The sequence below is a fragment of the Acinetobacter sp. 778_lipA genome, assembly GCF_058242985.1.
On record NZ_JBZAYT010000004.1, the window covers coordinates 1 to 26,984 of the forward strand.

Consider the following 26,984-nt stretch of genomic DNA (forward strand, 5'->3'; position numbering starts at 1 on the left):
AGCATGTGAAATTGTATTTGTATCGCTGATTGATTCATTTTCATCTCAATAAGATTGTTAGCTTAAATATTTTTGTCATCAAATCGTCATAAAAATGTCAAATATCTCATTTTTATTTTCAATTTAAATAAATTTCTTTTCATAAAATGGAAGATTTATTTAAAAATTTCATGGATTATTCATCATATCGACGATTATTTGTCACATTTTTTTGCAAAAATTCGTCAACATCTTCTTTTTGCAATGATACTGTCATAATTAATCTTTGTAATAAGCCTGTCATAAATAAAAGACCGTACACCGTTCATACATAGGATATTGCGTTGTGAAAGATGACTATATATTAATCGTCGATGACGAACTTCCGATTCGAGAAATGATTCATACCTCATTGGATATGGCAGGCTTTCAATGCTTGCAAGCTGAAGATGCAAAACAAGCCCATCAAATGATTGTTGACCAACGACCATCTTTGATTTTACTCGATTGGATGATGCCTGGCGGTGTGAGCGGTGTAGACTTATGTCGTCGCTTAAAACGTGATGAAAATTTGGCAGAAATTCCAGTCATCATGTTGACAGCACGCGGTGAAGAAGACCATAAAGTTCAAGGTCTTGATGCTGGTGCAGATGACTATATGACCAAACCATTCTCTACTCGTGAATTGGTTTCTCGTATCAAAGCAGTACTTCGTCGTGCCAATGCCCTGAGTGGCGAAAAAACCATTGATGCCAATGGATTAATTCTTGATCCAGTGAGCCAACGCGTCAGTTTTAGTGATAATATTTTGGAAATGGGTCCAACAGAATACCGATTATTGGCATTTTTTATGACTCATCCTGAACGTGCTTATACACGTGCCCAGTTACTCGATCAGGTCTGGGGTGGCAACGTGTATATTGAAGACCGTACGATTGACGTACACATCCGCCGCTTACGTAAAGTGCTTGAACCATATGGCGCCGATCGCTACGTACAAACTGTACGTGGAACGGGTTATCGTTTCTCTACCCGTGCAGATGTTGCCTTAGGTTAAGCATTCTCAAGGTAAATAATTTTCTATGTATGAACCCTACCCCGTCCCAGATCTTGCGCGAGAACATAAAAAATTTCGTTACAGTAGCTTGTGGGAATTTGCAAAACAAGATTTACGCCTGCTTGGTTTTTTACTCATCATTGGTGGATTTATTGGTTTAGGGATAGGGTATTTTTGGATTACTATTTCCATCGGTTTTGCGGTTTTTTTCCTATTTCAATTACGCTCTTTATACTTGGTGAATGAATGGATTTCGAATCGTCCTTACGATTCTCCGCCCAATTTAGAGGGTATTTGGGGAGCGCTATTGTTTAATGTTTATCGCGCACAACGCCAAGAACGTGTGGTTCAGGCTGAAATGGTCGGCTTGATTGACCGTGCCCAATCTTCACTGATTGCTTTGGCCGAAGCTGTTGTTTTAACGGATGAATTACATCAGATTGAATGGTGGAATCCTGCGGCAGAAAGACTGTTGGGCATTCAACCTCTAGATCGTGGGCGTAATATCTTGACCATTATCCGCCAGCCGAGCTTTATTGAATATTTTAATAATATCGACCAATCTCCAGATGGCATTAAAATAAAATCTTCTGTTTATGAAGAGCATTATGTACAGATTAAACTCACACGTTTTGGCAGTGAAAGCCGTTTGCTCGTCGCTTACGATGTGACACGTGTACATAATCTAGAACAGATGCGCAAAGACTTTGTCGACAATATTTCACATGAACTGCGTACACCACTCACTGTACTCAGTGGTTATATCGAAACATTTACCGACCAAGAGGATTTAAATCCGCGCTGGAAACGAGCATTTGAACAGATGCAATCGCAAACACGTCGTATGAATGCGTTGGTCAATGACTTACTCTTGCTTTCACGTTTGGAAGGTAATAAACAAGTCGCAAAAAATCAAATCATCGATATGCCGAATTTGATGAATCAGCTTTTTGATGATGCACAAGCCTACAATGTTGATTATGGACATACTTTAAACTTAGATATCGACAGCCATTGTGACCTGATTGGTTCCGATGCAGAACTTGCCAGTGCGTTTAGTAATTTAATTACCAATGCGATTAAATACACTCCAAAAGGTGGCACCGTTACAATCGGCTGGCATGATGACAGTGAACATGGTTATTTTACCGTTGAAGATACCGGGATCGGGATTGACCCAAAACATATTCCACGTTTAACTGAACGCTTTTATCGCGTAGACAGTGCACGAAGCCGTCAAACGGGTGGAACAGGTTTAGGGCTAGCTATTGTGAAGCATGTTTTAATGCAACATAATGCTTACTTAGAAATTGATTCTAAAGAAAATCAAGGGTCTATTTTTAGAGTGGTTTTTCCCAAAGAGCGCCTTGATTTTGCAGGTTAATATTTGTTTTTTGATTAATTCTAATGAAACTATTTTTAGATTGTGAATTTAATGGCTTTGGCGGTGAATTAATTTCACTGGCATTGGTTGACGAGAATAATCAGCATTTTTATGAAGTTTTAGAATGCTTAGACCCAATTACTTGGGTTAAAGACCATGTCATGCCTCGTTTAAATCGAAAACCGATTCCCTTAGCGCAATTTCAAAGTCGCTTACAGATTCATTTATCTCGATATACAAGTCTTGAAATTGTGGCAGATTGGCCTGAAGACTTTGCCTTATTTACCCGTAGTCTTATGCTTTCAGCTGGGAAATGTATCCAAACACCTCCGCTCACCATGCAGTTATGGATGCAGGATCCAATCGAAACCCATGTTGCCTCTGAAAATCCACACAATGCATTAGCAGATGCACACGCTTTAAAGCTGTCTTATTTCAATGCCTATCATCTTTGATTTATTCTAAAAATAAAACCAATTTATATAACGGGCTCTTTAAATTGCGACTTATACCGGAATTCTTACATTAATTTTCTAAGAAATTCTTCATTATATCGTTATATTCATGCACTTATTTAAGATGCTATAAGGCTTTAGACTCGGTGACTCTCTACAACAGAAAGTACACCTCATGATAGAATAAGCAAATTAAACGGTATGCCCTAAAGCTTCACCCATCACTACAATAGAATTAGCTTTAAACTGTTCATCCCAAGTAATTTTATTCTGTTCAAACAATACAACTGCGGTTGAACCTAAATAAAAACGTCCAAGCTCAGCACCCTTTTCTAAGGCCAAATCGTGCTGGTTTAACTCTAAACGCCCTGTTGGTTTTACTTTACCAGTTGCCACAGTTTCAATTCCTGCAACAATCATTGCCCCCACTAGAACAACGGCCATACGTCCTAATTCGGTATCAAACAAACATACCATACGCTCATTACGCGCAAATAAACCTGGAATATTCTCTGCTGTAGTTTGGTTTACAGAAAATAATTCACCGGGGATATACAAAGTTTCTGTCAACGTTCCTGCAAATGGCATATGAACACGGTGATAATCACGTGGTGATAAATAAACCGTGGCAAATTCACCATTGATAAATGGTGTAGCCAATTGTGGGTCGCCAATCAGTTTGTCTACAGAAAAACTTTGGCCTTTGGCCTGAAATACATCACCATCTTTAATTTTACCCAACTGAGAAATTGCACCATCTGCTGGAGAGACAATACTGGTCTGATCTGCATCTATCTCTCGCACACCATCTTTTAAAGCACGGGTAAAAAATTCATTGAATGATTTATATTTTAAAGCATCACTTTGCTCAGCAATAGAAAGGTCTATCCCATACTGGGCTTTAAATGCTTGAATCGCTATATTTTTAACAATTGGATTTTCACTGGCTGCAACTTTACCAACAACTCGACTGAGTTGTTGTTGTGGAATGACTTTTTGTGCTTGGATAAAAATTTGTTTTTTTAACGCTGATGTAAGACTCACGCAGGTGATTCTCCAGTAATAATTGGACTATCGAGGCGATTGCCCCACTCGCTCCACGCACCATCATAGGCTTGAATATTCCAATTCAATAACCGCCCCAAGATATAAGCCAAACCAGAACGATGATGTGACTGACAGTACACCACCACAGGCTGGTCAAATTGAAAGCCTAATTGTTCTAGACGTTGTTGCGTGCGTTCAAGAGGATGCAATTTTAAATGATTTTGACGATTAATTGCAGTACTCCATTCAAAATGTTGTGCATTTGGAATGTGACCGCCGCGTCGCGCTGCCAACCGCTGTCCCGTATACTCTTCTGAAGTTCGACAATCCCAAACTTGAATCGCTTGCTGCTCAACCTTTTGCAACAATTGAGCATATTCAATCCGGTGCTGATCAAGATGTTGTAAATTGACCGTAACCAAGGCTTCAACTTTGCTAAAGCTTTCCGCTTCCGCCGAAGTCGGATAGCCTGCTGCTAGCCACGCATGAATTCCACCATTGAGTAAGCTGGTATTATAAAAACCAAGGCAATGTAAATTCCAGATCAAACGCCCAGCCCAAGCACCACCTTCATCATCATAGACCACGACATGATGTTCTGGAGAGATGTTCAAATAGCCAATCAGCGCTTTTAAACCATCCTCATCAGGCAATAACCCTGAAGCTTGTTCTTCCTGTCGCACCAGCAGTTGCGGTTTAACATGCAATGCATGTGGAATATGTAATTGATCATACACAGAGCTACGACTTAGATCGACAATACGAATTTTGTCATGCCCTAAAAATGGCACAAGTTGTTCTGCTTCTATGAGTAATTCGAAGTTAAAGGCTGATGTAGTCATACGTTTTTCTATTTTAAGACCTTGAGCACAAATGATCTTAGCACAGTGTTTTTTACCAATATGCTGATTTTTCACATTCTTTTAGCAAAAATTCAGATATCAATTTTCACTGCTTCGACAACTTCAGGTATTTCAAAGACCTGTCGTAAGTATGCTAAGAAAGTATCGTTGTCTGTCATGGTTTTTCCGGGACTATCTGAAATTTTTGCCACTGATTGACCGTTACATTCCACCAGTTTTAACACGATATTGAGTGGGGTTTGCCCCATATCATTGGTCAAATTCGTACCAATACCAAAACTGACTTGAAAGCGATCTTTAAAGTATTGATACAACGCCCACGCACGCTCTATATCTAATCCATCACTAAACGTCAGCATCTTGGTTTTGGTATCAATTTTTAGTTTTCGGTAGTGTTGATAAGCTTTATCACCCCATTCAAATGGGTCACCACTGTCATGACGTAAGCCATCAAATAGCTTGGCAAAATACAAATCAAAATCTTGTAAGAATGCATCCATACCAACCACATCGGTCAAGGCAATGCCCAAATCGCCACGATACTCTTGTACCCATGTTTCTAAAGCAGCTTTTTGAAAATCTCTTAAGCGGACATCTAGTGCTTGGAATGCTTGTAGAAACTCATGTGCCATGGTTCCAATTGGATGAATATTTAATTCTTTTGCCAAGAGGACATTACTGGTACCTCTAAACACATTGGGTACAGCTGCATGGAAGGTCTGGATCACATGTCTTTGCCAATCTAGACTATAGCGACGACGAGTACCAAAATCTGAAACTAAAAATGGAGGAGCTTGTGTGCCTTGTTGTTGTTCAAATTTCTTTAATAATTCAACTTTGGCTTGTAGACGACGTTCACCTTCAACATAAATGTCATCATTACGAATCCGGCTAAAATAAAGTTCATTGACAATCGCCAGAACAAAAATTTCAAACATCATCGCCTGAACCATTGGGCCTTCAACCCAAATGTCTAAACGACCTTGTTCATCAATACCCGCTTTAATAAAACGACGTTTCAGTTGGAATAATTCTAAATAGTCGACAAAATCACTTTTGATAAAACGCATACTGCGTAAATATTGCAATTCATCTTCTTGGAATTTGAGTAAGCAGAGATGATCGAGCTGCTCGTTCAAATCATCCAGAATATCCGTCAGAGGATAAACCGTAGCATCTAGATTACGACAGCGAAAATGATACACACTGTGCGTTTGTGGAAATTTATGTAGCACCACTTGTAACATGGTAAATTTATATAAATCTGTATCGAGCAAGGATTGGATGATTGGCGCCATATCTATTTTAATTTCGCTATGCTGTTTTTATTAAAGCATATTTTTCACTGATATAACGTAATCATTTATAAGTGATGAACTATATTTTCAGTTAAGCTCAACATAAATCTCGGCATATTTGTTTTTTTAATTTATCTATTTATATTAGAATGCCATAAATTCTATTTTTATTCAAAAGCTTACCAATAGATTCAGCTCTACATCAATGACTTGCTCACATCATCTTACTGAGTTTTCCCTGTTAGAATAGGCTTATCATATTTTAGTCTTATTGTTTATATGCGCGCATTATTACAAAGAGTGTTAGAAGCCAAAGTCGTTGTTGAGGGTGAAACCACTGGAGAAATTCAAAAAGGAATTTTGGTTTTTCTAGGCTTAGCTAAGGATGACAATTTTGAAAAAGGTCAAAAATTAATTGATAAAATTTTGAAATATCGTTTTTTTGATGATGAGCAAGGCAAAATGGGGTGGAACGTCAGCCAAGCCAATGGCGGGATTTTATTGGTTTCTCAATTCACATTAATGGCACAAACGCAAAAAGGCTTGCGTCCAGACTTTGGACCAGCCATGCCGCCCACTGAAGCTCAAGCGCTTTATCAACAATTGGTTGATTATGCTCGATCACAATTTAAAAACGTTGAAACAGGTATTTTCGCAGCAGATATGAAAGTTCATTTGGTCAATGATGGACCAGTGACCTTTAACTTGGAAGTTGAATAATTAGAAGTTGAATAATCAAAATCTTGATCTTAATCGCAATGTTTAAATCTTAAAAAGCCCGATCAGATCGGACTTTTTAAGATTATCGATTCGCTTAGCGTCCAGTCTTCTCTTTTAAGAATTGACGTGCCAATTTAATTTTGTCTTTTACTGGTTTGGGAACTTTTGGTGGAATCAGCTTAGCAACTTGGTTAAACCAGACTAGCAAACTGAAATCTCCTTCCATTTTGATGCTGCCGTTTTGCATACCCGTCATAAAAGCTGTTGGATCGCCTTTTACTAAAGTTTTTACACCTTGCTCACTGTCAGCAAACTGTAAAACAAAATCAGCTTTTTGTTCAGCACCTGAAACGGTATCAATTTGACCATTGTTCACAATAATTTGGCGTGCCACGCCCAAGTCGGTACCAATCTGAATACGGAACTGACGATCATGAGTCAATTCAATAAATTTTGGACTTGTACGAGCCAATTGTTTCATACGAAGTGCTAAACCCAATACAAGCAAATCCAGTGGATCTGTACTTGCATCAACGATTGGTAACTTCACAACTGGAATTGCAGAAAGTTTCATGACATTTAAGCCTGTTGTTTTTTAAATTAGATTCGAATTTGCTCATCCTAACATAACTGTCATTGCGTAGACATGGCTTTCAGAGCAAAGTATAAACTGAAAAAAAGGTATACCATTATGATATACCTTGGAATGTCTAAATTGATTTTTTTCGTGTAATTAAAGTCACTATTGTTATCTTAGCGTTCATATTGACTGAAGTTTTCACTCAAAACTTATTCATCTTCATAGACTGGTGTATGTTCAATATATTGACGATTTGCCAATGCTTTTTGTGCACGGCTATCTTCACGTAATAAAAGTGCAATCAATGCAGACATCGCCAACATAATCGCGGTTAAATAGCTATATGCGACCGAAATATCAAAGATGTTCTGTACACTATAACGCATTGCTTCCAAGATGCCCCAGAAGATCATGCCTGCAAACATAAACCCTAACCAATGACGATAAGGGGAAAAGAAAACGGTAGCCAACGCTGCAGCAATTAGACCGAATCCAATCAATGTTGCAAATGTTGTTGATACCATAACAACCTCCGTCAAAATGATGCCTTTTAAAAAAACCGTTTAAATAGGTGTTTCACAACAATTTCAAGCTTTATAATTTTTCTTAAATCACCTTATAGAAGCTTATGCATTGCATTATGTATAGTTTTTATGAGAAGGAAAGAGCTGTTTTCTGGTTAAACGACACACTTTGTCGCCACATTCATTTGTCATTACATTTTTTAAGAATCCTGTTTTTCTCACAATCTAATTACCATCAATCATGCAGTGTCATTACAAAAAAATACATACAGCTTTTAATACTAGAAAATCTTTTTTTAAGTTCTAAAACCAATAGTTTGATCAAGTTGTTTTATTGACCACTAATCACAGCAAAGTAATTCATTTTCAAATAAAAAATAGCGACTTAAAGTCGCTATTTGTCATGATTCTGCAATATAATCCAAGTCATTTAAGCACGTGATAAATCTTTATCATGCACACCTAAAAGATAAAGCACACCATCTAGACCTACGCTTGAAATGGCTTGATTGGCATTTTGACGAACCACAGGTTTAGCACGGAAAGCCACACCGAGCCCAGCAATTGAAAGCATTGGTAAATCATTTGCACCATCTCCAACCGCAATCGCTTGCTCAGGTGAAATCCCCATTTTCCCAACCAACTCAGTCAATAAATACGCTTTGCGTGCACCATCAACGATATGCCCTTTAACCTCACCTGTCACAACACCATTTTCAACATCAAGAATATTAGCATGCACTTCATCAATGCCCAGTTTTTCTTGAAGAAATTCAGCAAAGTACTGAAATCCCCCAGATAAAATCGCAGTTTTATAACCCAATGATTTTAGTGTCGAGATTAAACGCTCAGCACCTTCTGTCACGGTTAATCGCTCAGCAATTTGTGGCAATACTTTGGCATCAAGGCCTTTCAGTAATGCAACCCGTGCACGGAAACTTTGTTGAAAATCTAACTCCCCTTGCATTGCACGTTCAGTGATTTCAGCGACTTTATCGCCCACCCCTGCTTCTTTGGCAAGTTCGTCAATTACTTCTTGCTCAATCAAAGTCGAGTCCATATCGAAACAAACTAAGCGGCGATTACGGCGATAGGCATTGTCTTCTTGTACAGCAACATCAATATTTAATTCAGCAGAAAGCCGTAAACATGCGGCACGCATCGCCTGTGCATCAAGCATTTGCCCACTCAAGCCAAATTGAACACATGAACGCTTCAGTCCATCTTGGTCTCCGTTACGCTCGGGACGACCCGATAAACGAGTTACGGTTTCAATGTTAAAACCTTGACTTGAAACAATATTGGTCACCGCTTGCAGATGTTCGGCTGTGAGCTCTGGTGCTAAAGCGGTCACGATATAACGTGTACGCCCACCTTCACTCACCCATTGGTCATATTCTGCGCCTGAAATCGGCTTAAAACGAACTGTTAAACCAATATCATGTGCTAAAATAAGGATGTCTTTCATGGCTAAAGCTGTTGCAGTTTGATCGTTTGACGACACTACAATACCTAAAGTCAATTGATTATGGATGACCGCCTGCCCTACATCTAATATTTGCAAAGAATGTACGGACAACACTTGCATTAATCGAGTAAACTGATTGGGTTGGTCAGGTCCTAAAAATGAAATAAGAATGATTTCTCGCATGAATTGACTCGGGTCTGAGCTACAACAATTGGAAGAATCATAATCGAAATCGAAATTTTTTGCTTTGGAAGTTTACGTTGAATGCGCCAAGACAAGGGCTATTTGCTAGCCTACTTATTGTAAGTTTTGCATTTCATACCTTTTTATTGGTAGTTGCAACAACACATCAATTAAATGAAAACCGTGCCAGCCAAGGCCAACTCATGACTAGTCAATTGGTCACGGACAGCCTGTCTGAACTCGAACCCGCAAATACTGTGTCATTGGCGCTATTGGCAAATCGCTATGCGACCAATCCAAGTGTGGCTTCGATTCGAATACTTGATGCGAAAAAACAAGTGTTGGCAACCAGTGGTATGGCAAAAACTCGTCAAGGTGAAGTGTTTGTTCGTGATGCATTACAGAACGAGAAAAAAGTTGGCACAATTGAAATTACCTTGATCAAGCCAAGTATTGGTGAAATTTTACGTACCCAATGGCTGGCTATTTTAGTGTCATTATTGATTCATGCCTTTTTATGGCTGGCCTATCGTGCCATCGCTCGCCCAACACGTAGTGAATATTTGGCTCGTATCAACAATGAAGCCCGTTTAAAACACGAAATTCAACAATTGACAGAAGCACTTGAAGCTGAGAAAGCCAATCGCACGATTGCGATTGCGCAAGCTCAACAACAAGCACAAGCCAAAGCAAAACCTGAACCCAAAACACCTGTAACCACGACACTGGAAAATGACCAAGAGATTTTGGCGCTGAATATTCAGTACTATGATCCAAAGCAACTGATGAATACGGTCAACCAATCGGTTTCACTGCCTTATTTTAATTTATGTCAGATTTTTCTTAATAAAAGTATTGAACTTTGCGCACAGCATTTCAAATTGAATGCAAAAGATTTCACCATTCATCAAGAATTTAATCAGAATGGTGCAATCCTGAGTATTGATGCTGAAAAACCCAATGCAGCACAATCTATATTAATGGTTGGTTCGGTATTTCAATTATTGTCAGAAGTTCTGTATAAACGTTACCGTGAAGATAAGCGCTTTGTTTTACAGACGCGTTGTGCGGTCACCACCTCAGTAGAGGCGATGCAACTTGATGCGTCTCAAGCGGCTGAGCGCTTGGTGAACCATTTAATTGCCAAAGAAATGGCATTGTATTTAAGTAATGATCAGCTCAAGCATATTGGTGATTGTTATCAATTGGTTGCCTTACCAAATCCAACCAATGTGTTGACTCGTCATTCATTTATGATCAATGGTATGAATAGTGACTGTGCTGAAATTGCACAAAATATTCGTACTGAGATTTTAAAAGGAAAGAAAAATACACCAAACTCTGCAGTAATCTCAGAGAATTAAGTATTTACCATCTATCAAGCCCTCCTCTTTTTTAAAGTGTGAGGGTTTTTCTTTTATTACGCTCAATTTCCGATAAGTTCATCTTATTTTTTTCGAAATGAGTTTCTGGGGTCGGCTGACATTTCATAAATGGTTCGCGTTGTAGGTTAAAATTGAACATGGGACATATGCGTCTAAAGCATGAATGAGAATAGCGAGGCTATTTTCGAGTTTAATAACCTAGACTGAGATAATTTTAGCCACAACCCTGAGCAAGAACAAAACACTGCTTTGTTTGCAGCGCAAGGCGCAGCGGGGGACTAGCGTGTTTTTTGCCGCTACCTCGTTATGAACTACTCATTTAGAATAACTAAATTTCATACTTCGCGCCTAGTATCGCCTAAAAAACACACGTAGTCGCAAACGTAGACGAATTGTCAACAGACCCTGATCTTTATACTAAATCACGATAAATCAATTTTCTTCTCTTTTCATTGCCCTACAAGCTTGTGTATAACTATCTATCTCAAAGGAAGATGATAAGCATAGGCAAAATACGTAAAAACACGTTAGACTATGCTCCGAATATATTCAATGAAAATGTCATACGACAGAACAAAAAGGTGAAGGTTGATGCCGCTCAATACTGTTGAAGAGCTTGTAGCAGATATCCGTGCAGGTAAAATGGTTATCCTCATGGATGACGAGGATCGTGAAAATGAAGGCGATTTAGTCATTGCTGCAACACACGTACGCCCTGAAGACATCAACTTTATGATCACCCATGCTCGTGGTCTTGTATGCCTAACACTAAGTCGTGACCGCTGTAAGCAACTCGATCTACCATTAATGGTCGACCATAATGGCGCACAACACAGCACAAATTTCACGCTTTCTATTGAAGCTGCAAATGGTATTACCACGGGTATTTCTGCTGCAGAACGTGCCCATACCATACAAACTGCAGTTGCTGCTCATGCCAAACCTGCTGATATAGTACAACCTGGGCATATCTTCCCATTGATGGCACAACCAGGTGGTGTATTACACCGTGCTGGACATACTGAAGCTGGCTGTGACTTATCTCGTTTAGCGGGTTTAGAGCCGGCATCTGTGATTTGTGAAATTATCAATGAAGATGGCACGATGGCACGTCGTCCAGATCTTGAAGTATTTGCTGAGAAACATGGCTTAAAAATTGGTACAATTGCTGATCTGATTCATTATCGTATGACCAATGAACAAACAGTAGAACGATTGGATCAACAAAGCATAGATACTGAATACGGTACCTTTGATTTATACCGTTACCGTGAAATTGGTAATCCAGACATTCATTTGGCTTTGGTTAAAGGTGAACCGCAACAAGGTGTGACAACTGTCCGCGTACATGGTTTCAACCCTGTACGTGATTTATTGAAACTTAATAAAAAAGATGGTGAGCCTGCTTGGAACCTAGATAAAGCACTCAAAACAATTGCTGAGAGTGATCGAGGGGTTTTGGTCTGGATTGGTCAACGTCATCTATCTGACTTAGGCCCTGCTTTAGCAGAACTTGGTAAGCCAAAACCAACAAAATCAAATGCCGCACTTTCACAGCAATATCAAACGATTGGTGTTGGTGCACAAATTTTACGTGATCTCGGTGTTGAAAAGATGAAACTTCTTAGCTCACCATTACGTTTTAATGCATTATCAGGTTTTAATTTAGAAGTGGTGGAATACATCACTGCTGACCAAAAAACCGGTCAATAATTTTTAATCAGATGGCTTGTATTACTCAATTAGGTTTCTAGTTGGGAAATAAAAGCAGTCTGTACAACCACTTATCTGTTAAATTATCGAGGTTGCCATGGCGATTCGCCGAATTGAAGGTTTATTACATCTCGCGAGCGAAGACCGTTACGCGATTTTAGTTGGTCGTTTTAACAGCTTTGTTGTTGAACATTTATTAGAAGGTGCAATTGATACATTGCATCGTCATGGTGTAAGCGACGATAATATCACTGTCGTTCATGCACCGGGCGCATGGGAACTTCCAGTTGTGGCTAAAAAATTAGCAGCTTCTGGTAAATTCGATGCAGTGATCGCACTTGGCGCAGTGATTCGTGGTAGTACGCCACATTTCGACTTCGTTGCAGGTGAATGTGCCAAAGGTTTAGGTGTAGTTGGTTTAGATACTGGCCTACCTGTGATCAATGGTGTATTGACTACGGACAGTATTGAACAGGCGATTGAACGCTCTGGTACAAAAGCAGGTAATAAAGGTGGTGAAGCTGCCCTTACTGCTATTGAAATGGTTAACCTGTTAAAGGCAATTTAAAGCATGTCGCAAACACTCCAAGCTACTTATGCAGCAAAACGTAAAGCACGTCGCTTTGCTGTACAAGGGATTTATGAATGGCAAATGAGCCACAACCCAGTGCATGAAATTGAAGCACGTACACGTGTTGAAAACGCAATGCATAAAGTGGATCTCGGCTATTATCATGAGTTGCTCACAGCCGTGATCGCAAACCATGAAGCATTGGATGCTTTACTTGTTCCTGTTCTAGATCGTGAACTGAGTGCATTAGACGGTGTAGAACTTGCTACATTACGTTTGGGTGCATACGAACTCAAAGACCATCTTGAAGTCCCTTATCGAGTTGTACTCGATGAAGCCATTGAGCTGGCAAAACACTTTGGTGGTGCTGACAGTCATAAATACATCAATGGTGTATTAGATCGTTTAGCAACAAGCCTGCGTGAAGCAGAAAAGCAACAAAGCAAATAAGTTGTTTTTACATGGCTGAGTTTTCAATTATTGAGACCTATTTCAATCGTCAGCAGCAAACTGATGTTGATTTAGGCGTCGGTGACGACTCAGCGCTGCTTTCCCCACCTTTAAATCATCAATTGGTGATTTGCACAGATACGCTTGTCGCTGGTCGACATTTTCCGCTAGAAGCCTCTCCACATGCCATTGGCTGGAAATCTGTTGCTGTTAATCTTTCAGATATTGCTGCAATGGGTGCAAAACCCCACAGTATTTTACTCGCATTGAGCCTATCCCAAATTGATCATGACTGGCTAAAACAATTTAGTCAGGGTTTATATGATTGTTGCGATCAATTTGGCGTACGTTTAATTGGCGGTGATACCACGCAAAGTCCACATCTTACCATTACCGTCACGGCACTGGGCTGGATTGAAACAGGCAAAGCCATTACCCGTTCTGGCGCGCAAGTCGATGATTTAATTGTAGTCAGTGGCTCGATTGGTGATGCCGCTTTTGGATTAAAGCATTTAGGACATCCCCTACAACAACGTCTAGATTACCCAACACCGCGCTGCGAATTAGGCGCTATGTTGAAAGACTTGGCATCCAGTATGATTGATGTTTCAGATGGGCTTGCTCAAGATCTGGGGCATATATTAGATGCCTCGGGTGTCGGTGCAAAAATAGATTTAAATCAACTCCCAATTCATCCAGCTTTAAAGCAGCTCAGCAACAATGAGCAATGGAAATATGCTTTAGCGGGCGGAGATGATTATGAGTTATGCTTTACAATAACTATGCAAAATTATGCTAAACTTTTGCAATTAAAACCAAATGTAACCACTACAATCATCGGCCAAGTTACACAAAAATCTGGGATTGTATTTGAGAAAGATGGCTTAGACCATCCACTTCAACTTCAAGGGTACCAACACTTTGCATAAACCTCCGATTGTCTTTAAAAGTATGACATGGGCTGAACGCTTTATTGTGTTCTGTGGTGTAGGCTTTGGTTCAGGCTTAGCGCCTAAAGCACCAGGTACATTTGGCTCAGCATTTGCGCTTTTGTTTATTCCGATTTGGCTTGCAATTGGTTTTTATGGCTCCATATTGGCCATCATAATCATGTCATTGGTCGGTATTTGGATTTGTGGGAAAACCGCAGATATTATCCATGTGCATGATGATGGGCGTATTGTTTGGGATGAGTTTGCTGGGCAATCAATCACCTTCCTGCCTTTAATTTATTTAGGACAAATGAATTGGATTTGGGCACTGGTTGGATTTGCACTATTTCGTTTATTTGATGTCTGGAAACCATGGCCTATTCGTGTCATTGACCAAAAAGTCGATGGTGGCTTTGGAATCATGCTTGACGATATTATTGCAGGCCTCTGGGCAGCAATATGTATCGTGATTTATTTATATTTTAAAATGGCTTAAGCCAGATCTGTTAGGTGTGATATGTCTACAACTGTGATCATTCTTGCTGCAGGTAAAGGAACACGTATGCGTTCTAGTTTACCCAAGGTACTCCAACCTTTAGCAGGACGCCCACTACTCGGTCATGTGATTGAAACAGCAAAACAATTACAAGCAAAAAATATCATTACGATCTTTGGTCACGGTGGTGATCTGGTTCAAAATGCATTTGCACATGAAAATATTCAATGGGTAGAGCAAACAGAACAACTCGGTACTGGTCATGCAGTTAAAGTGACTTTGCCGGTTTTGCCCCAAGACGGCATTTCTTTGATTCTTTCTGGTGATGTGCCTTGCGTACAACAAAGTACCCTACAACGTTTGGTTGATGTATCTAGTCAAACAGGTATTGGTCTAGTCACATTAACGCTTGAAGATTCTACAGGCTATGGTCGCATCGTACGTAAGGATGAAAAAATCCAAGCGATTGTTGAACATAAAGATGCTTCTGATGAACAACGTCAAATTAAAGAAATCAACACAGGTATTTACTGTGTTAGCAATGCCAAATTACATGAATGGTTACCGAAACTCAGCAATGACAATGCTCAAGGCGAGTACTACCTCACTGATATCGTGGCAATGGCTTTAGCTGATGGTATGGAAATCGCATCCATTCAACCAGAATTAGCTTTTGAGGTTGAAGGTGTGAATGATCGTATTCAACTTGCAGCATTAGAGCGAGAATTCCAAAACTATCAAGCTAAATCACTGATGCAGCAAGGCGTGCATCTGATTGACCCTTCACGCTTTGATTTACGTGGTCAACTCACGGCGGGTACGGATGTTCGTATTGATATTAATGTGATTATTGAAGGTCGATGTACTTTCGGAAATGGCGTTGAAATTGGTGCAGGATGTATTATTAAAAATACCCAAATTGCAGCAGGAACCAAAGTTCAACCTTATAGTGTTTTTGAAGATGCGATAATTGGTGCCGATGTACACATTGGTCCTTTTGCACGATTACGTCCAGGTGCAAAATTAGCAGATGAAGTTCATATCGGTAACTTTGTTGAAGTGAAAAACTCTTCTGTTGGTCTAGGTTCAAAAGCCAATCATTTCACCTATTTAGGCGATGCAGAAATTGGTGCGGGTTCAAATATCGGTGCAGGTACAATTACCTGTAATTATGATGGTGCCAATAAACACAAAACCATCATTGGTGATAATGCCTTTATTGGAACCAACAACTCACTGGTTGCACCGATTAAAATTGGTCATGGCGCAACCACGGGTGCGGGTTCAGTGATTACCCATGATGTAGCAGACAACAGTCTTGCATTTGAACGTGCAAAACAAATTTCGAAAGAAAATTATCAACGTCCCCAAAAGGTCAAGAAATAAGAGGATATTATTATGTGCGGTATTGTTGGTGGCGTTGCTGAACGAAGCATTACAAATATTTTAATTGAAGGCCTAAAACGTCTTGAATATCGTGGTTATGACTCTGCGGGTGTTGCACTGGTTGATCAAGGGCAAATCTTACGTGAACGTCGTGTCGGTAAAGTTGCAAATTTAGAAGGTGCGGTTGCAGAGTCTAATATTTTAGGTTCTGTGGGTATCGCACACACACGTTGGGCAACCCATGGTAAACCAACTGAAAACAATGCCCATCCGCATATTTCTGGGCATGTTGCAGTGGTACATAACGGTATTATTGAAAATTACCAAGAGCTTAAAGATGATCTTGAAGCTTTGGGTTATGTGTTTACATCTCAAACAGATACTGAAGTCGTTGCTCACTTAATTACTGAAGAACTGAAATCATCACCCAATCTATTAAAAGCTGTTGAAGAAATCGTACCTCAACTGAAAGGTGCTTATGCACTGGGGATTGTGCATACCGATTACCCAAACGAATTAATTGCTGTTCGTGAAGGTTCACCTTTAGTCATTGGTGTTGGTATTGGTGAGAACTTTATTAGTTCAGACCAATTGGCACTGTTACCTGTGACCAACCGTTTTATCTATCTTGAAGAAGGTGATATTGCGCGTTTAACTCGTGAAACGATTGAAGTTTTTGTCAATGACCAATTGGTTGATCGTCCGGTGAAAGAGCTGGATGCAACCGTGAGTAATGCCTCTAAAGGTGAGTATAAACACTACATGCTCAAAGAAATTTTTGAGCAACCTGAAGCAATTCAACAAACGATCTCTCAAGCTTTAAATGGCAATACACTACGAGAAGACTTTTTACAAAATGCTGAAATAGATTTTAAAAATGTTCAGCAAGTTCAAGTGCTTGCATGTGGTACCAGCTACCATGCTGGAATGATTGCAAAATATTGGTTTGAACAACTGATTGATCTGCCTTGCCAAGTCGAAATTGCCAGTGAATTCCGTTATCGCTCGCCTGTGATTGTAGATAACACATTGTATGTTTGTATTTCCCAATCAGGTGAAACTGCGGATACCTTGGCTGCATTACGTGATACACAAAAGCGTGCTAAAGCAAAAGGCTTAAATATCTATACTATGACGATTTGTAATGTCGCGACCTCATCTATGGTTCGTGAAACAAATCATCATTTATTAACCCTAGCTGGTCCTGAAATTGGGGTGGCATCAACCAAAGCGTTTACCACACAGCTTGCGGCTTTAATGTTATTGACCCTTAAACTTGGTCAGGTTAAGCAAACCATTTCAGCTGAACATATTGATGAAATCACTTCTGCGTTGTGGCATATTCCTAAAGTCATTTTAGATACCTTACAAAATGATGCAGAAATTTTACGTTTGTCTGTTCTGTTTAAAGAAAAACAGCATTGCTTGTTCTTGGGTCGCGGTACAGAATTCCCAATTGCGCTTGAAGGTGCATTAAAACTTAAAGAAATTTCATATATTCATGCCGAAGGTTATGCTGCGGGTGAATTGAAACATGGCCCATTGGCTTTGGTCGACAATGATATGCCTGTGGTGATTCTTGCACCGAATGATGAAATGCTGGATAAACTTAAATCCAATATGGAAGAAGTTCAAGCACGTGGTGGGGAACTGTTTGTTTTTGCAGATGAAAATAGCGGTATCGTGGCTAAAGATCGTCAACATGTTGTCTATGTTCCAACGGTCAATACTTGGTTAGCACCAATTGTTTATAGTGTACCTGTGCAGTTGTTGTCTTATCATGTTGCGGTATTACGTGGTACTGACGTAGACCAACCAAGAAACCTAGCAAAATCAGTTACGGTTGAATAAGCAATTAGTTACTGATTGTAGTGTTTGTATGAGAGTAATAAAGTACTCTCATACAAGTGTATGAAATAAGTTAAGTTCCATACACATATCAATAGCTCAAACAATCCACACAAGCTATGCTCTAAACAGCATGATGTGTGGATTTTTTGATGCCTAATTTTTATAGATCCATCAATTTAAAAATAACCAAAACAAAAACCATCCTCTTGAACTTAAACCAACAAGATCCCTTAGCGAGAAAAAGCCTCCTTTTTTTTACTTCGCATCAAAGTAAATAAGCTCAAAAGTGAATCAGTTCATTTTAAAAACTTTATTGTGTTTTATTAAACTTAAACACCTAGTGACATCAAATTTTAAATTTTTTGATTCATATTACTGTAAAAAATTAACATGAAGCTATTTGACAAAACAAACATATGAACATATATTCATATGTAAATAATCCAATCTAGAGGTCCTTATGGGACACAATCACAATCATCCCCATAATAGCCATATTGATCACAACCACACGCATGTACCTGAAGCAACTACAGGAAATGAAAGAAAAATTCTGATTTCCTTCTTCATTATTTTCAGTTTTATGCTTGTTGAAGCTGCAGGGGGAATCATATCTGGTTCACTGGCACTGTTAGCTGATGCAGGCCATATGATGACGGATGCATTGGCATTAGGATTAGCATATGTAGCGTTCCGCTTTGGTCGTCGTACTGCGGATAAATCACGGACTTTCGGCTATATGCGCTTTGAAGTGATTGCAGGTCTGATCAATTCTCTAACATTGTTTGGGATTGTTGGATGGATCATCTATGAAGCGATAGTACGCTTTCAATCACCACAACCCGTTCTTGCGGGACCGATGTTTATCGTCGCAATTGTTGGTATGTTGGTGAATATCTTTGTTTTATGGTATCTCACACGAGATGATACGGATCATGTAAATATCAAAGGTGCGATTCTGCATGTGATGGGTGACTTATTGGGTTCTGTTGCTGCAATTATTGCTGCAATCGTCATCTGGTATTCAGGTTGGACATCGATTGATCCGATTTTGTCTGTGCTTGTATCATTACTTGTATTGCGCAGTGCATGGTCTTTGTTTAAACAAACCATTCATATTTTATTAGAAGGTGCGCCTGCCAATGCCAATACCGCAGATATCACCACTCACTTATTAAAATCCGTTCAAGGCATTCAGAAAATTAGCCATATTCATGTATGGATGATCACTTCAGGAAGAGCAATGGCAACATTACATGTCCAACCTGAAGCAGATGTTGATATCAAGACACTCACCGAACAAATTGAGGATGAATTAAAAACCAAATTTGATATTGAACATCCAACTGTCGCGATTGATTGGCAAGGTGATAGTACCTGTAGCCTTGAAAAACCGACAAAAATTGATCCTCATGCTGGACATAATCATTAAGATTAATATGGATCAAGCACAAATCGCCACAAGGTCATTGATTGTTGCTTTGTGGCATCCACATTTTGAAATTCACTTTAGTTTTAAAATCGATTTGAAAAATAGAAAATTTAACCGCACTGCTCTTCTGCAATATGTTTTGCCATATCAGACAGAACATGACTGACATGCGTATCAGCGATTTCATATAAGACTTGTTTGGCCTGACGTTCACTTTTCACCAAGCGTGCTGAACGTAATAAACGTAAATGATGACTAACCAAAGATTGCGACAAATCGAGTGCTTCGCAGATATCGCCAACTGGACTAGGTCCACGCATACAGAATAAAAGAATTCTGAGACGTGAAGCATCTCCTAAAAGTCGAAAAGTTTCAGCCAGAATAATAATCTCGTCTTGCGATATTTCTGTTGAGCCGTCTTTAAAAGTCATATATTAATCACAATCGTTGTTCATAATTTTTCATCATAAAAGATTCTACTCTTGTGCTTCTCATAAGGACAAGACTTAATCGCGATAAAGTATTTTTCTGGAGATGCGGTTTTATCAAGCTTAAATAAAAAACCAACTCTTTATTTCTAATGTTTAAAACACGAATCAAAAACATCTAAGTACGAAACAAGCATACTAAAAACATAAAAAATTGAATTTAATAAATATATTCATTCAGCCTATCAACACTTCATAAAGATTGATTGAGTTGTAACTTCAGTTTCTTTCCACAAGCAATAATGGTTTTTCGATCGGCATCAATTGCGCCATAAGCAATCGCCATTACCCGCATTTGCAGGGTAATATCATAATGCGGATAAGAGGCCGAGCGATGAAATAAACGGGCATCGATTTCCAGCATTTGCGCAAAGTGATGTAATTCCTCCAGTGTATCTGCCATCAAATGACACCATTCTTGCCCTTTAAACGGAACTTTTGCGCGATCGACATACACACTCATAACAAGATTCATTTTCCCTATTTCGGATTGATTATCCCATGAAATTCATCCATGATTGAATACAAATTCAAGGTATAGCAAAGCGTCATTTGATGACAAAATATAATGAAAATTTATCCAGCCACACCAATCCATCTCAAGCAACTCAATCAGCTTGCCTGCACCACATATCACCAACATTTTGCTGATCTTTGGTTAGAACAAGGCCTACAAAATTTTCTCAATCAAAATTTTAGTTTAGAAAATTTGTCCGAATCTCTGCGAGATCCTGATCAAGTTTGGCTATTGCTGGAAAATGAACAAGCGCAAATTATTGGATATGCCAAGTTAAATCTCAACCAATATGAACCACATTTAGATATTACTGGTGCAGAATTACAGAAAATTTACTTGCTTAAAGAGCCGGTTGGGAAAAATTTTGCATCTTCGCTTATGCAAAATGCGATTGATATTGCACGTGAATATCAACAAGCTTCTGTATTTTTGGAAGTATTAACAACCAACACCCGTGCAAAAAAATTCTATCAAAATTTTGCTTTTATAGAGAAATTAAGCATCGACTTTAAAACAGATTTATATGATATTGGTATGGATTTAATGCAACTCGAATTAACCTCAAGATAATGAAAAAATACCTGATTAGTGCATGTCTTGTGGGTGAAAATGTGCGCTACGATGCCAAGAACTGCCTACAACACAAGCTTAAACAACTGTTAGACAAGCAACAAGCCGTAGTGATTTGTCCTGAAGTTTCAGGCGGCTTAAGTACACCTCGGCAACCTGCAGAAATCGTAGGTGGTGATGGTTATCAAGTTTTAAAGGGGCAAGCCAAAGTAAAAGATGCCAATGGTGATGATGTTTCAGCTGAATTTATTCTAGGTGCAGAAAAAACCCTAAAACTCGCCCAATACCATCAAGTGACACATATTATTTTAAAAGCCAACAGTCCTTCTTGTGGTTCACAGATGATTTATGATGGATCATTTTCAGGGCATAAAATATCAGGCAAAGGGGTTACTGCAGCTCTACTCGAACAACATGGCTTTAGCGTACTCACTGAAGATGAGTTTTTAAAGCAGTTAGCGCAAGAATAAGTCAGTATAAATAAAAAGAGAGCCAAAGCTCTCTAAATGAAACGTAAATTTTAAAATAGTATTATTGTTTATTTTCAGCCATTTTATCTGCTTTTGCTGCCCAATACGTGGCTAAAATAGGTCCAGAAATATTATGCCATAAACTAAAAATAGCACTTGGTACTGCGGTTATTGGAGATGCAGCAAAATGTATTGCCGCTAAGGTCACACCTAAGCCAGAATTTTGCATCCCCACTTCAATCGCAACAGCTTTAGAGTCAGGATAAGATAAGTTGAATAGGCGACTTGCCCAATAGCCTAATAAAAAGCCTAAACCATTATGTAAAATCACCACACCCAAAATCAGTAAACCCGATTGTAAAATTGAAGCCTTACTGGCTGCAATAATTGCCGCCACGATCACCACAATGGCGACTACAGATATTAGAGGCATCACTTGAATATATTGCTCGGTCTTTTGTTTAAATAGGCTTCTTAAAATCACGCCCAAAATAATTGGAAAAATCACCACTTTAAGAATATCGATGAACATTGAACCCGCATCAATCGGAATCCACTGGCTGGCTAAAACATAGAATATCGCTGGTGTCAAAATAGGCGCTAAAAACGTTGAAACAGATGTACATGTGACGGATAGAGCTGTATTTCCTTTGGCCATATAGGTGATGACATTGGATGCTGTCCCTCCAGGGCAACAGCCGACAAGGATTACTCCTACCGCAATTTCGGGTGGTAAATTAAAAACTTTACAGAGCAAGAATGCCACACTGGGCATCACCACAAAATGTGCAACGACACCAATCACAACCGCTTTGGGATTTGACAAGACATTCTTAAACTCATCCACGGTCATGGTCATGCCCATTCCCAGCATGATAATCCCTAAAACCCAGGGAATATATGCTTTCATCCAGACAAATGCTGCTGGAAAACATAATGCAATAAAGGCAAACACCACAACCCACAAGGCAAAAGTTTTTTGTACAAACTGACTAAAACGTAAAATTGCTGACATTGTCCCTACCCAAGCAGATTGAGGATTTCGGCTTATCTTAAAGCAAGATATTTTAAAGCAGTAATATTTCTCAAATGATGCAAGTCTTGATGCTTATGCTGCGTTGAGAATCTCTTTTGAGATCAGGCGTTTTACACCCACAGCCAGCATTTCTTGCCATGCATGTTGTAAAGAACCATGTAAATCAATTGCTTTGGTAGCGTCCGAAATCACAAAGGCTTTAAAACCTAACTTGGCGGCATCCATGGCCGTCCATGCGACACAGAAGTCTGTCGCAATCCCCACAATATACACTGTATCTATACCGCGCTCTTTAAGATAGCCCGCCAAGCCTGTAGTGGTTTTATGATCGGCTTCCATAAAGGCTGAATAACTGTCAATTTGGGAACGAAAACCTTTACGAATGATCAGTTGAGCAGTTGGTATGTTTAGATCAGGATGGAATTCAGCATCTTGGGTCCCTTGTATGCAATGGGATGGCCACAATACTTGCGGGCCGTAATCTAAGCTGATCAGGTCATAAGCTTTACGGTTGGGATGATTCTCAACAAATGAAATATGGTTTTCAGGATGCCAATCTTGGGTCAGTACGATATTGTCAAAATGTAGTGCCAATTGATTAATGGTTGGAATGATTTGCTCAGCATAGGCAACTTCTAAATTTCCCCCTGAAGTGAAACCATTTTGTACATCAACAACGATCAAGGCGCTACGCTCAGATTGCAACATTTCCCTACCCTTATATTGGCCCAATGACTATTATTTTAATCGTAAAAATTTAAATATTCGATGACTCAACATACAATAAAAAAGCATACTTTTGCGAGCGTCTTATCAAAATCAATCGTGAAATCATCTAGAACGGTTAGCTAGATTCTAAACGGCGAGGCTCAGCCATCCAATAGAAACTTATTTTCTAGCGCGGATGGATTTCACCCTGTATTTGAATTAAAACTGCACGCTGTTCAATTTGGATAAAAAAATGAAAATTAAAAAAATTGCTTGGAAATGTGAGTGATTTGTTGCTTTTGTTAAAGAATTTCCAAGCTTTGACTAAAGCATATTGTTCTGACACGCTGAATCAGTCATAATTTGCGTAAGCATTAGGCAATCTTTAAGATGATTGTTTCTCGCTCAAATCAAAATACTGCAACCATCCCAATCCATGTTTACTCAAACGCATGTGGATGGAAAAATAGGATATTTTTTTAAAATGACTCAGCAAGCACAGACCATTCAAGGCTCAATTGTCGCAATCGTCACCCCTATGTTTGAAGATGGCAGCGTAGATTGGAAGGGTCTCGAGAAGCTCGTTGAGTGGCACATAGAACAAGGCACTAATAGTATTGTTGCTGTCGGAACAACTGGCGAAGCATCTACTCTTAGCATGGCAGAACACACAGAAGTAATTAAAGAAATTATCCGTGTTGCCAATAAACGTATTCCAATTATTGCCGGTACTGGTGCAAACTCGACACACGAAGCGATTGAACTCACCAAAGAAGCCAAACAACTCGGCGCAGATGCCGCACTTTTAGTCACCCCTTATTATAACAAACCAACGCAAGAAGGTTTATTTCAACACTATAAGGCAGTTGCTGAAGCTGTTGATTTACCTATCATTCTGTACAACGTGCCTGGCCGTACTGGTGTAGATCTGCACAACGACACCGCAATTCGTTTAGCAGATATTCCTCAAATCGTAGGAATTAAAGATGCGACTGGCTATGTTCCTCGTGGTAAAGAGCTGATTGATGGCTTAAAAGACAAAAACATGGTGGTGTATTCAGGTGATGATGCGACTGCGAGTGAATTGATTCAGTTAGGCGCCCGCGGCAATATTTCAGTAACAGCAAATATTGCACCAAAAATCATGAGTGAACTTTGTGCCGCTGCAATTGCAGGTGATACTACAACAGCGAAAAGCAAAGATGACCAAGTTGCAAAATTAAACAATATTCTATTTTGCGAATCGAACCCAATTCCAGTGAAATGGGCACTTCATGAAATGGAATTAATTGGTACTGGCATTCGCTTACCATTAACTCCCCTAGCAGAACAATACCGTGCACCACTGCGTGAAGAACTCAAAGCAGTGGGTCTCATTTAATAAGAGCTTAGTATTATGCAATTACGTTTAGGTTTAACTCTTGCCATTTCAGCTTTAAGCTTGGCGGGTTGTAGTTCCCTTGGAATCAACAATGGTTCTTTAGATTATAAAAACACGACCACCGTAGAGCCACTTAGCTACCCTGAAGGTTCGACAGTTAGACCTGCAACGCCAATGTATCCAGCTCCTATTGTTGACCCACTTGCTCTTCAGCATGCACCAAAATTTGAAAATAAACGAGGCAATCGTTACGAAGTTCCTCGTCCAGATGTTGCTCAAATCAGTGCACCTGCTGATGAAGTTTCTGCATCAGCTGAAAGTGTTGGTCGTCCTCAAATTTTAACTGATGGAAATGGCAATCCACTGATCAAAATTGATGGAAATTCTGCTACAATTTGGCAGTACGCACTTGCGACCCTCAGTAGCTTAAATCATAAGGTTATCGGCCAAAGCAAAAATGCCAATGAGGCAACTGTTAAAATCGATAATTCAACCTATGTATTGAAGCTTACCTCCGTAGGTTCAAGTAACACGCTTGCTGTGTTTAACGCCGATAATAGCTTTGCAGACAAAGAAAAAGCTGCAGAACTATTAACCCAGATTTACCAAAACTGGCCAGCCTAGTCGTTCTAGGCAATTTTTTTTTGCAAAAGGTTCCCCCATGTTAAAACAAACCTTGCTCTATACTGGTAAAGCGAAATCTGTTTATGAAACAGATAGCGCGGATCATCTAATTCTAGTTTTCCGTGACGATGCTTCTGCATTTAATGGCGAAAAAATAGAGCAACTAGACCGTAAAGGTAAGGTGAACAACCGTTTTAATGCCTTTATCATGGAAAAACTGGCTGCAGCTGGTATTGAAACACACTTCGAAAAACTTCTTTCTCCAACTGAAGTTTTAGTGAAAAAATTGCAAATGATCCCTGTTGAATGCGTAATGCGTAACTATGCAGCAGGTTCACTATGTCGCCGTTTGGGTGTTGAAGAAGGTTTAGAACTTGTTCCACCAACGTTTGAATTGTTCTTCAAAGATGACGCTTTAGGCGATCCTATGGTGAACGAATCTCAAGCAATTGCATTGGGTTGGGCAAATGCTGAACAATTGGCACAAATGAAAGAATTGACTCAAAAAGTCAATGTTGTGCTTAAAGATTTATTCGCTCAAGGCAACATGCTTCTTGTTGATTTTAAACTTGAATTTGGCGTGTTCCATGACCGTATCGTATTGGGTGACGAATTCTCTCCAGATGGTTGCCGTCTATGGGATAAAGACACCAAGAAAAAACTCGACAAAGACCGTTTCCGTCAAGGTTTAGGTGGTGTTGTTGAGGCTTATGAAGAAGTGGCTACACGCATTGGTGTAGATCTTTCAGATATCTAATTTTAGATACTGATTCTTCAGAAACCGAGCTTTTTAGCTCGGTTTCTTATTTTAAAATGCTGATTTTTCTAATAGATAATCATATAAATTTTCACCAGCTTTTTTCTGAAAGCGGTTTTCAAATAAAGGTACCAAAAACTCAGGATTAATTTGTGGGAAGCTGGTGTCCTCAAAATCTTCATCGGATGAGTCTGCATATTGAATAATGACAATAATTTCTTCACCCTGTTGGTTTTTTAATTTTCCTTGTATTCTTAAATCTTGTAATGCTTGAATAATGGTCTTTTGATACTGCGCTTGTAATTCGCTATATTGCTCATTTGTATAATCCTCTCCCAAATCCTGATACAAAGCCGTGATTGCATTGTGAACACGATTATTGGCAGTACTTGAACAACTCCATTCTGAAATCCACCATGCTTCATAGACGTCTTCAAAGGTTTTTAATTGTTCTAATGTGCATCCTACATAAAAGAAACCACAGAAATCCTCAACCATTCCCAAACCAATAGCACATAAATGCTGATCTTGTGTAAGCTGCTGAATTTCAGCGAAAGCATCTTGGATATCTTGGTAAATCACTGAATATAAATGGTCTTTATTCATCATCATGTTCTTATCATTCACAATTTCAATACAGAGTTTACTATCAAAGCATA

The 26,984-nt window shown here is 39.2% G+C and carries 29 protein-coding genes; 18 read left to right on the plus strand and 11 right to left on the minus strand.

Features of this window, described 5'->3' with window-relative positions; genetic code table 11:
* Positions 1 to 325 precede the first annotated feature (325 nt).
* The 3 genes from phoB to AC4CUY_RS22020 are packed head-to-tail and all read left to right on the plus strand — an operon-like array spanning position 326 to position 2,875.
* Positions 326 to 1,036, plus strand: coding sequence for a phosphate regulon transcriptional regulator PhoB (gene phoB / locus AC4CUY_RS22010; protein WP_004718724.1), 711 nt, complete (start codon positions 326 to 328; stop codon positions 1,034 to 1,036).
* Between the two features lie 25 nt (positions 1,037 to 1,061).
* Complete coding sequence (gene phoR / locus AC4CUY_RS22015; protein ID WP_419326927.1) at positions 1,062 to 2,420, plus strand: phosphate regulon sensor histidine kinase PhoR; 1,359 nt, start codon at positions 1,062 to 1,064, stop codon at positions 2,418 to 2,420.
* A gap of 23 nt (positions 2,421 to 2,443) precedes the next feature.
* Positions 2,444 to 2,875 (plus strand): hypothetical protein, encoded by a 432-nt coding sequence (locus AC4CUY_RS22020; RefSeq protein ID WP_336952513.1) that lies wholly within the window; start codon positions 2,444 to 2,446, stop codon positions 2,873 to 2,875.
* Between the two features lie 192 nt (positions 2,876 to 3,067).
* On the opposite strand, the gene asd is transcribed toward AC4CUY_RS22020, so the two are convergent.
* The 3 genes from asd to pncB form a co-directional block, all read right to left on the minus strand.
* Complete coding sequence (gene asd / locus AC4CUY_RS22025) at positions 3,068 to 3,919, minus strand: archaetidylserine decarboxylase (protein WP_336952514.1); 852 nt, start codon at positions 3,917 to 3,919, stop codon at positions 3,068 to 3,070.
* Positions 3,916 to 4,764, minus strand: a complete 849-nt coding sequence (locus AC4CUY_RS22030) for a sulfurtransferase (RefSeq protein WP_336952516.1) — start codon at positions 4,762 to 4,764, stop codon at positions 3,916 to 3,918. Before AC4CUY_RS22030 ends, asd begins: the two co-directional genes overlap by 4 nt.
* A 92-nt stretch (positions 4,765 to 4,856) precedes the next feature.
* Positions 4,857 to 6,083: a nicotinate phosphoribosyltransferase gene (gene pncB, locus AC4CUY_RS22035; RefSeq protein WP_004718736.1), complete on the minus strand. Its 1,227-nt coding sequence runs from the start codon at positions 6,081 to 6,083 to the stop codon at positions 4,857 to 4,859.
* A 279-nt stretch (positions 6,084 to 6,362) separates the two neighbouring features.
* Between pncB and dtd the strand changes: the two genes are divergently transcribed.
* Positions 6,363 to 6,803: a D-aminoacyl-tRNA deacylase gene (gene dtd / locus AC4CUY_RS22040; RefSeq protein WP_419326925.1), complete on the plus strand. Its 441-nt coding sequence runs from the start codon at positions 6,363 to 6,365 to the stop codon at positions 6,801 to 6,803.
* 94 nt (positions 6,804 to 6,897) lie between these two features.
* On the opposite strand, the gene AC4CUY_RS22045 is transcribed toward dtd, so the two are convergent.
* The 3 genes from AC4CUY_RS22045 to serB form a co-directional block, all read right to left on the minus strand.
* Positions 6,898 to 7,377, minus strand: a complete 480-nt coding sequence (locus AC4CUY_RS22045; RefSeq protein ID WP_336952518.1) for an SCP-2 sterol transfer family protein — start codon at positions 7,375 to 7,377, stop codon at positions 6,898 to 6,900.
* A 215-nt stretch (positions 7,378 to 7,592) separates the two neighbouring features.
* Positions 7,593 to 7,907, minus strand: coding sequence for a ciprofloxacin tolerance protein AciT (aciT, locus tag AC4CUY_RS22050; protein ID WP_336952519.1), 315 nt, complete (start codon positions 7,905 to 7,907; stop codon positions 7,593 to 7,595).
* Positions 7,908 to 8,337: 430 nt separating this feature from the next.
* Positions 8,338 to 9,558, minus strand: coding sequence for a phosphoserine phosphatase SerB (gene serB, locus AC4CUY_RS22055; RefSeq protein ID WP_336952520.1), 1,221 nt, complete (start codon positions 9,556 to 9,558; stop codon positions 8,338 to 8,340).
* A 77-nt stretch (positions 9,559 to 9,635) separates the two neighbouring features.
* Between serB and AC4CUY_RS22060 the strand changes: the two genes are divergently transcribed.
* From AC4CUY_RS22060 to AC4CUY_RS22100, 9 genes are all read left to right on the plus strand, one after another.
* A complete protein-coding gene (locus AC4CUY_RS22060; RefSeq protein ID WP_419819769.1) occupies positions 9,636 to 10,922 on the plus strand; it encodes a hypothetical protein in 1,287 nt (428 codons plus the stop codon).
* Between the two features lie 612 nt (positions 10,923 to 11,534).
* The gene (gene ribBA / locus AC4CUY_RS22065) at positions 11,535 to 12,656 is read left to right on the plus strand and encodes a bifunctional 3,4-dihydroxy-2-butanone-4-phosphate synthase/GTP cyclohydrolase II (protein ID WP_336952522.1); all 1,122 of its coding nucleotides are present in this window, start codon (positions 11,535 to 11,537) and stop codon (positions 12,654 to 12,656) included.
* A 97-nt stretch (positions 12,657 to 12,753) separates the two neighbouring features.
* Positions 12,754 to 13,224: a 6,7-dimethyl-8-ribityllumazine synthase gene (ribH, locus tag AC4CUY_RS22070; RefSeq protein ID WP_004718750.1), complete on the plus strand. Its 471-nt coding sequence runs from the start codon at positions 12,754 to 12,756 to the stop codon at positions 13,222 to 13,224.
* Positions 13,225 to 13,227: 3 nt separating this feature from the next.
* Complete coding sequence (gene nusB, locus AC4CUY_RS22075) at positions 13,228 to 13,677, plus strand: transcription antitermination factor NusB (protein ID WP_004718751.1); 450 nt, start codon at positions 13,228 to 13,230, stop codon at positions 13,675 to 13,677.
* Between the two features lie 11 nt (positions 13,678 to 13,688).
* The gene (gene thiL / locus AC4CUY_RS22080; protein WP_419326924.1) at positions 13,689 to 14,606 is read left to right on the plus strand and encodes a thiamine-phosphate kinase; all 918 of its coding nucleotides are present in this window, start codon (positions 13,689 to 13,691) and stop codon (positions 14,604 to 14,606) included.
* Positions 14,607 to 14,628: 22 nt separating this feature from the next.
* Positions 14,629 to 15,105, plus strand: coding sequence for a phosphatidylglycerophosphatase A family protein (locus AC4CUY_RS22085; RefSeq protein ID WP_314337025.1), 477 nt, complete (start codon positions 14,629 to 14,631; stop codon positions 15,103 to 15,105).
* Positions 15,106 to 15,126: 21 nt separating this feature from the next.
* Positions 15,127 to 16,491, plus strand: a complete 1,365-nt coding sequence (glmU, locus tag AC4CUY_RS22090) for a bifunctional UDP-N-acetylglucosamine diphosphorylase/glucosamine-1-phosphate N-acetyltransferase GlmU (RefSeq protein ID WP_336952524.1) — start codon at positions 15,127 to 15,129, stop codon at positions 16,489 to 16,491.
* Positions 16,492 to 16,503: 12 nt separating this feature from the next.
* Entirely contained in the window at positions 16,504 to 18,342 is a 1,839-nt protein-coding gene (gene glmS / locus AC4CUY_RS22095; protein ID WP_490774722.1) for a glutamine--fructose-6-phosphate transaminase (isomerizing), read from the plus strand.
* A gap of 460 nt (positions 18,343 to 18,802) precedes the next feature.
* Complete coding sequence (locus AC4CUY_RS22100) at positions 18,803 to 19,774, plus strand: cation diffusion facilitator family transporter (protein ID WP_490774723.1); 972 nt, start codon at positions 18,803 to 18,805, stop codon at positions 19,772 to 19,774.
* Positions 19,775 to 19,884: 110 nt separating this feature from the next.
* Here the strand turns inward: AC4CUY_RS22100 and AC4CUY_RS22105 are convergent, their stop codons facing one another.
* Positions 19,885 to 20,205, minus strand: coding sequence for an ArsR/SmtB family transcription factor (locus tag AC4CUY_RS22105; RefSeq protein ID WP_004718782.1), 321 nt, complete (start codon positions 20,203 to 20,205; stop codon positions 19,885 to 19,887).
* A gap of 250 nt (positions 20,206 to 20,455) precedes the next feature.
* A complete protein-coding gene (locus AC4CUY_RS22110; protein WP_004718783.1) occupies positions 20,456 to 20,725 on the minus strand; it encodes a DUF4031 domain-containing protein in 270 nt (89 codons plus the stop codon).
* Positions 20,726 to 20,830: 105 nt separating this feature from the next.
* Between AC4CUY_RS22110 and AC4CUY_RS22115 the strand changes: the two genes are divergently transcribed.
* Together AC4CUY_RS22115 and AC4CUY_RS22120 are read left to right on the plus strand one after the other, a co-directional pair.
* Entirely contained in the window at positions 20,831 to 21,349 is a 519-nt protein-coding gene (locus AC4CUY_RS22115) for a GNAT family N-acetyltransferase (RefSeq protein WP_490774724.1), read from the plus strand.
* Complete coding sequence (locus AC4CUY_RS22120; RefSeq protein WP_336952529.1) at positions 21,349 to 21,819, plus strand: 2-thiouracil desulfurase family protein; 471 nt, start codon at positions 21,349 to 21,351, stop codon at positions 21,817 to 21,819. The genes AC4CUY_RS22115 and AC4CUY_RS22120 overlap by 1 nt, the downstream gene beginning before the upstream one ends.
* A gap of 61 nt (positions 21,820 to 21,880) precedes the next feature.
* Here the strand turns inward: AC4CUY_RS22120 and AC4CUY_RS22125 are convergent, their stop codons facing one another.
* Together AC4CUY_RS22125 and pncA are read right to left on the minus strand one after the other, a co-directional pair.
* Complete coding sequence (locus AC4CUY_RS22125; RefSeq protein WP_336952530.1) at positions 21,881 to 22,834, minus strand: bile acid:sodium symporter family protein; 954 nt, start codon at positions 22,832 to 22,834, stop codon at positions 21,881 to 21,883.
* A gap of 93 nt (positions 22,835 to 22,927) precedes the next feature.
* Entirely contained in the window at positions 22,928 to 23,563 is a 636-nt protein-coding gene (gene pncA / locus AC4CUY_RS22130; RefSeq protein ID WP_419326920.1) for a bifunctional nicotinamidase/pyrazinamidase, read from the minus strand.
* A gap of 484 nt (positions 23,564 to 24,047) precedes the next feature.
* Between pncA and dapA the strand changes: the two genes are divergently transcribed.
* The 3 genes from dapA to purC are packed head-to-tail and all read left to right on the plus strand — an operon-like array spanning position 24,048 to position 26,325.
* On the plus strand, positions 24,048 to 24,944 hold the full coding sequence (gene dapA, locus AC4CUY_RS22135; protein ID WP_490774725.1) for a 4-hydroxy-tetrahydrodipicolinate synthase: 897 nt from the start codon (positions 24,048 to 24,050) through the stop codon (positions 24,942 to 24,944).
* Positions 24,945 to 24,959: 15 nt separating this feature from the next.
* Entirely contained in the window at positions 24,960 to 25,568 is a 609-nt protein-coding gene (locus AC4CUY_RS22140) for a lipoprotein-34 precursor (NlpB) (protein WP_336952534.1), read from the plus strand.
* Positions 25,569 to 25,605: 37 nt separating this feature from the next.
* A complete protein-coding gene (gene purC / locus AC4CUY_RS22145; protein WP_004818291.1) occupies positions 25,606 to 26,325 on the plus strand; it encodes a phosphoribosylaminoimidazolesuccinocarboxamide synthase in 720 nt (239 codons plus the stop codon).
* A 51-nt stretch (positions 26,326 to 26,376) separates the two neighbouring features.
* Here the strand turns inward: purC and AC4CUY_RS22150 are convergent, their stop codons facing one another.
* Entirely contained in the window at positions 26,377 to 26,937 is a 561-nt protein-coding gene (locus AC4CUY_RS22150; RefSeq protein WP_419326919.1) for a DUF4303 domain-containing protein, read from the minus strand.
* Positions 26,938 to 26,984: the final 47 nt, after the last annotated feature.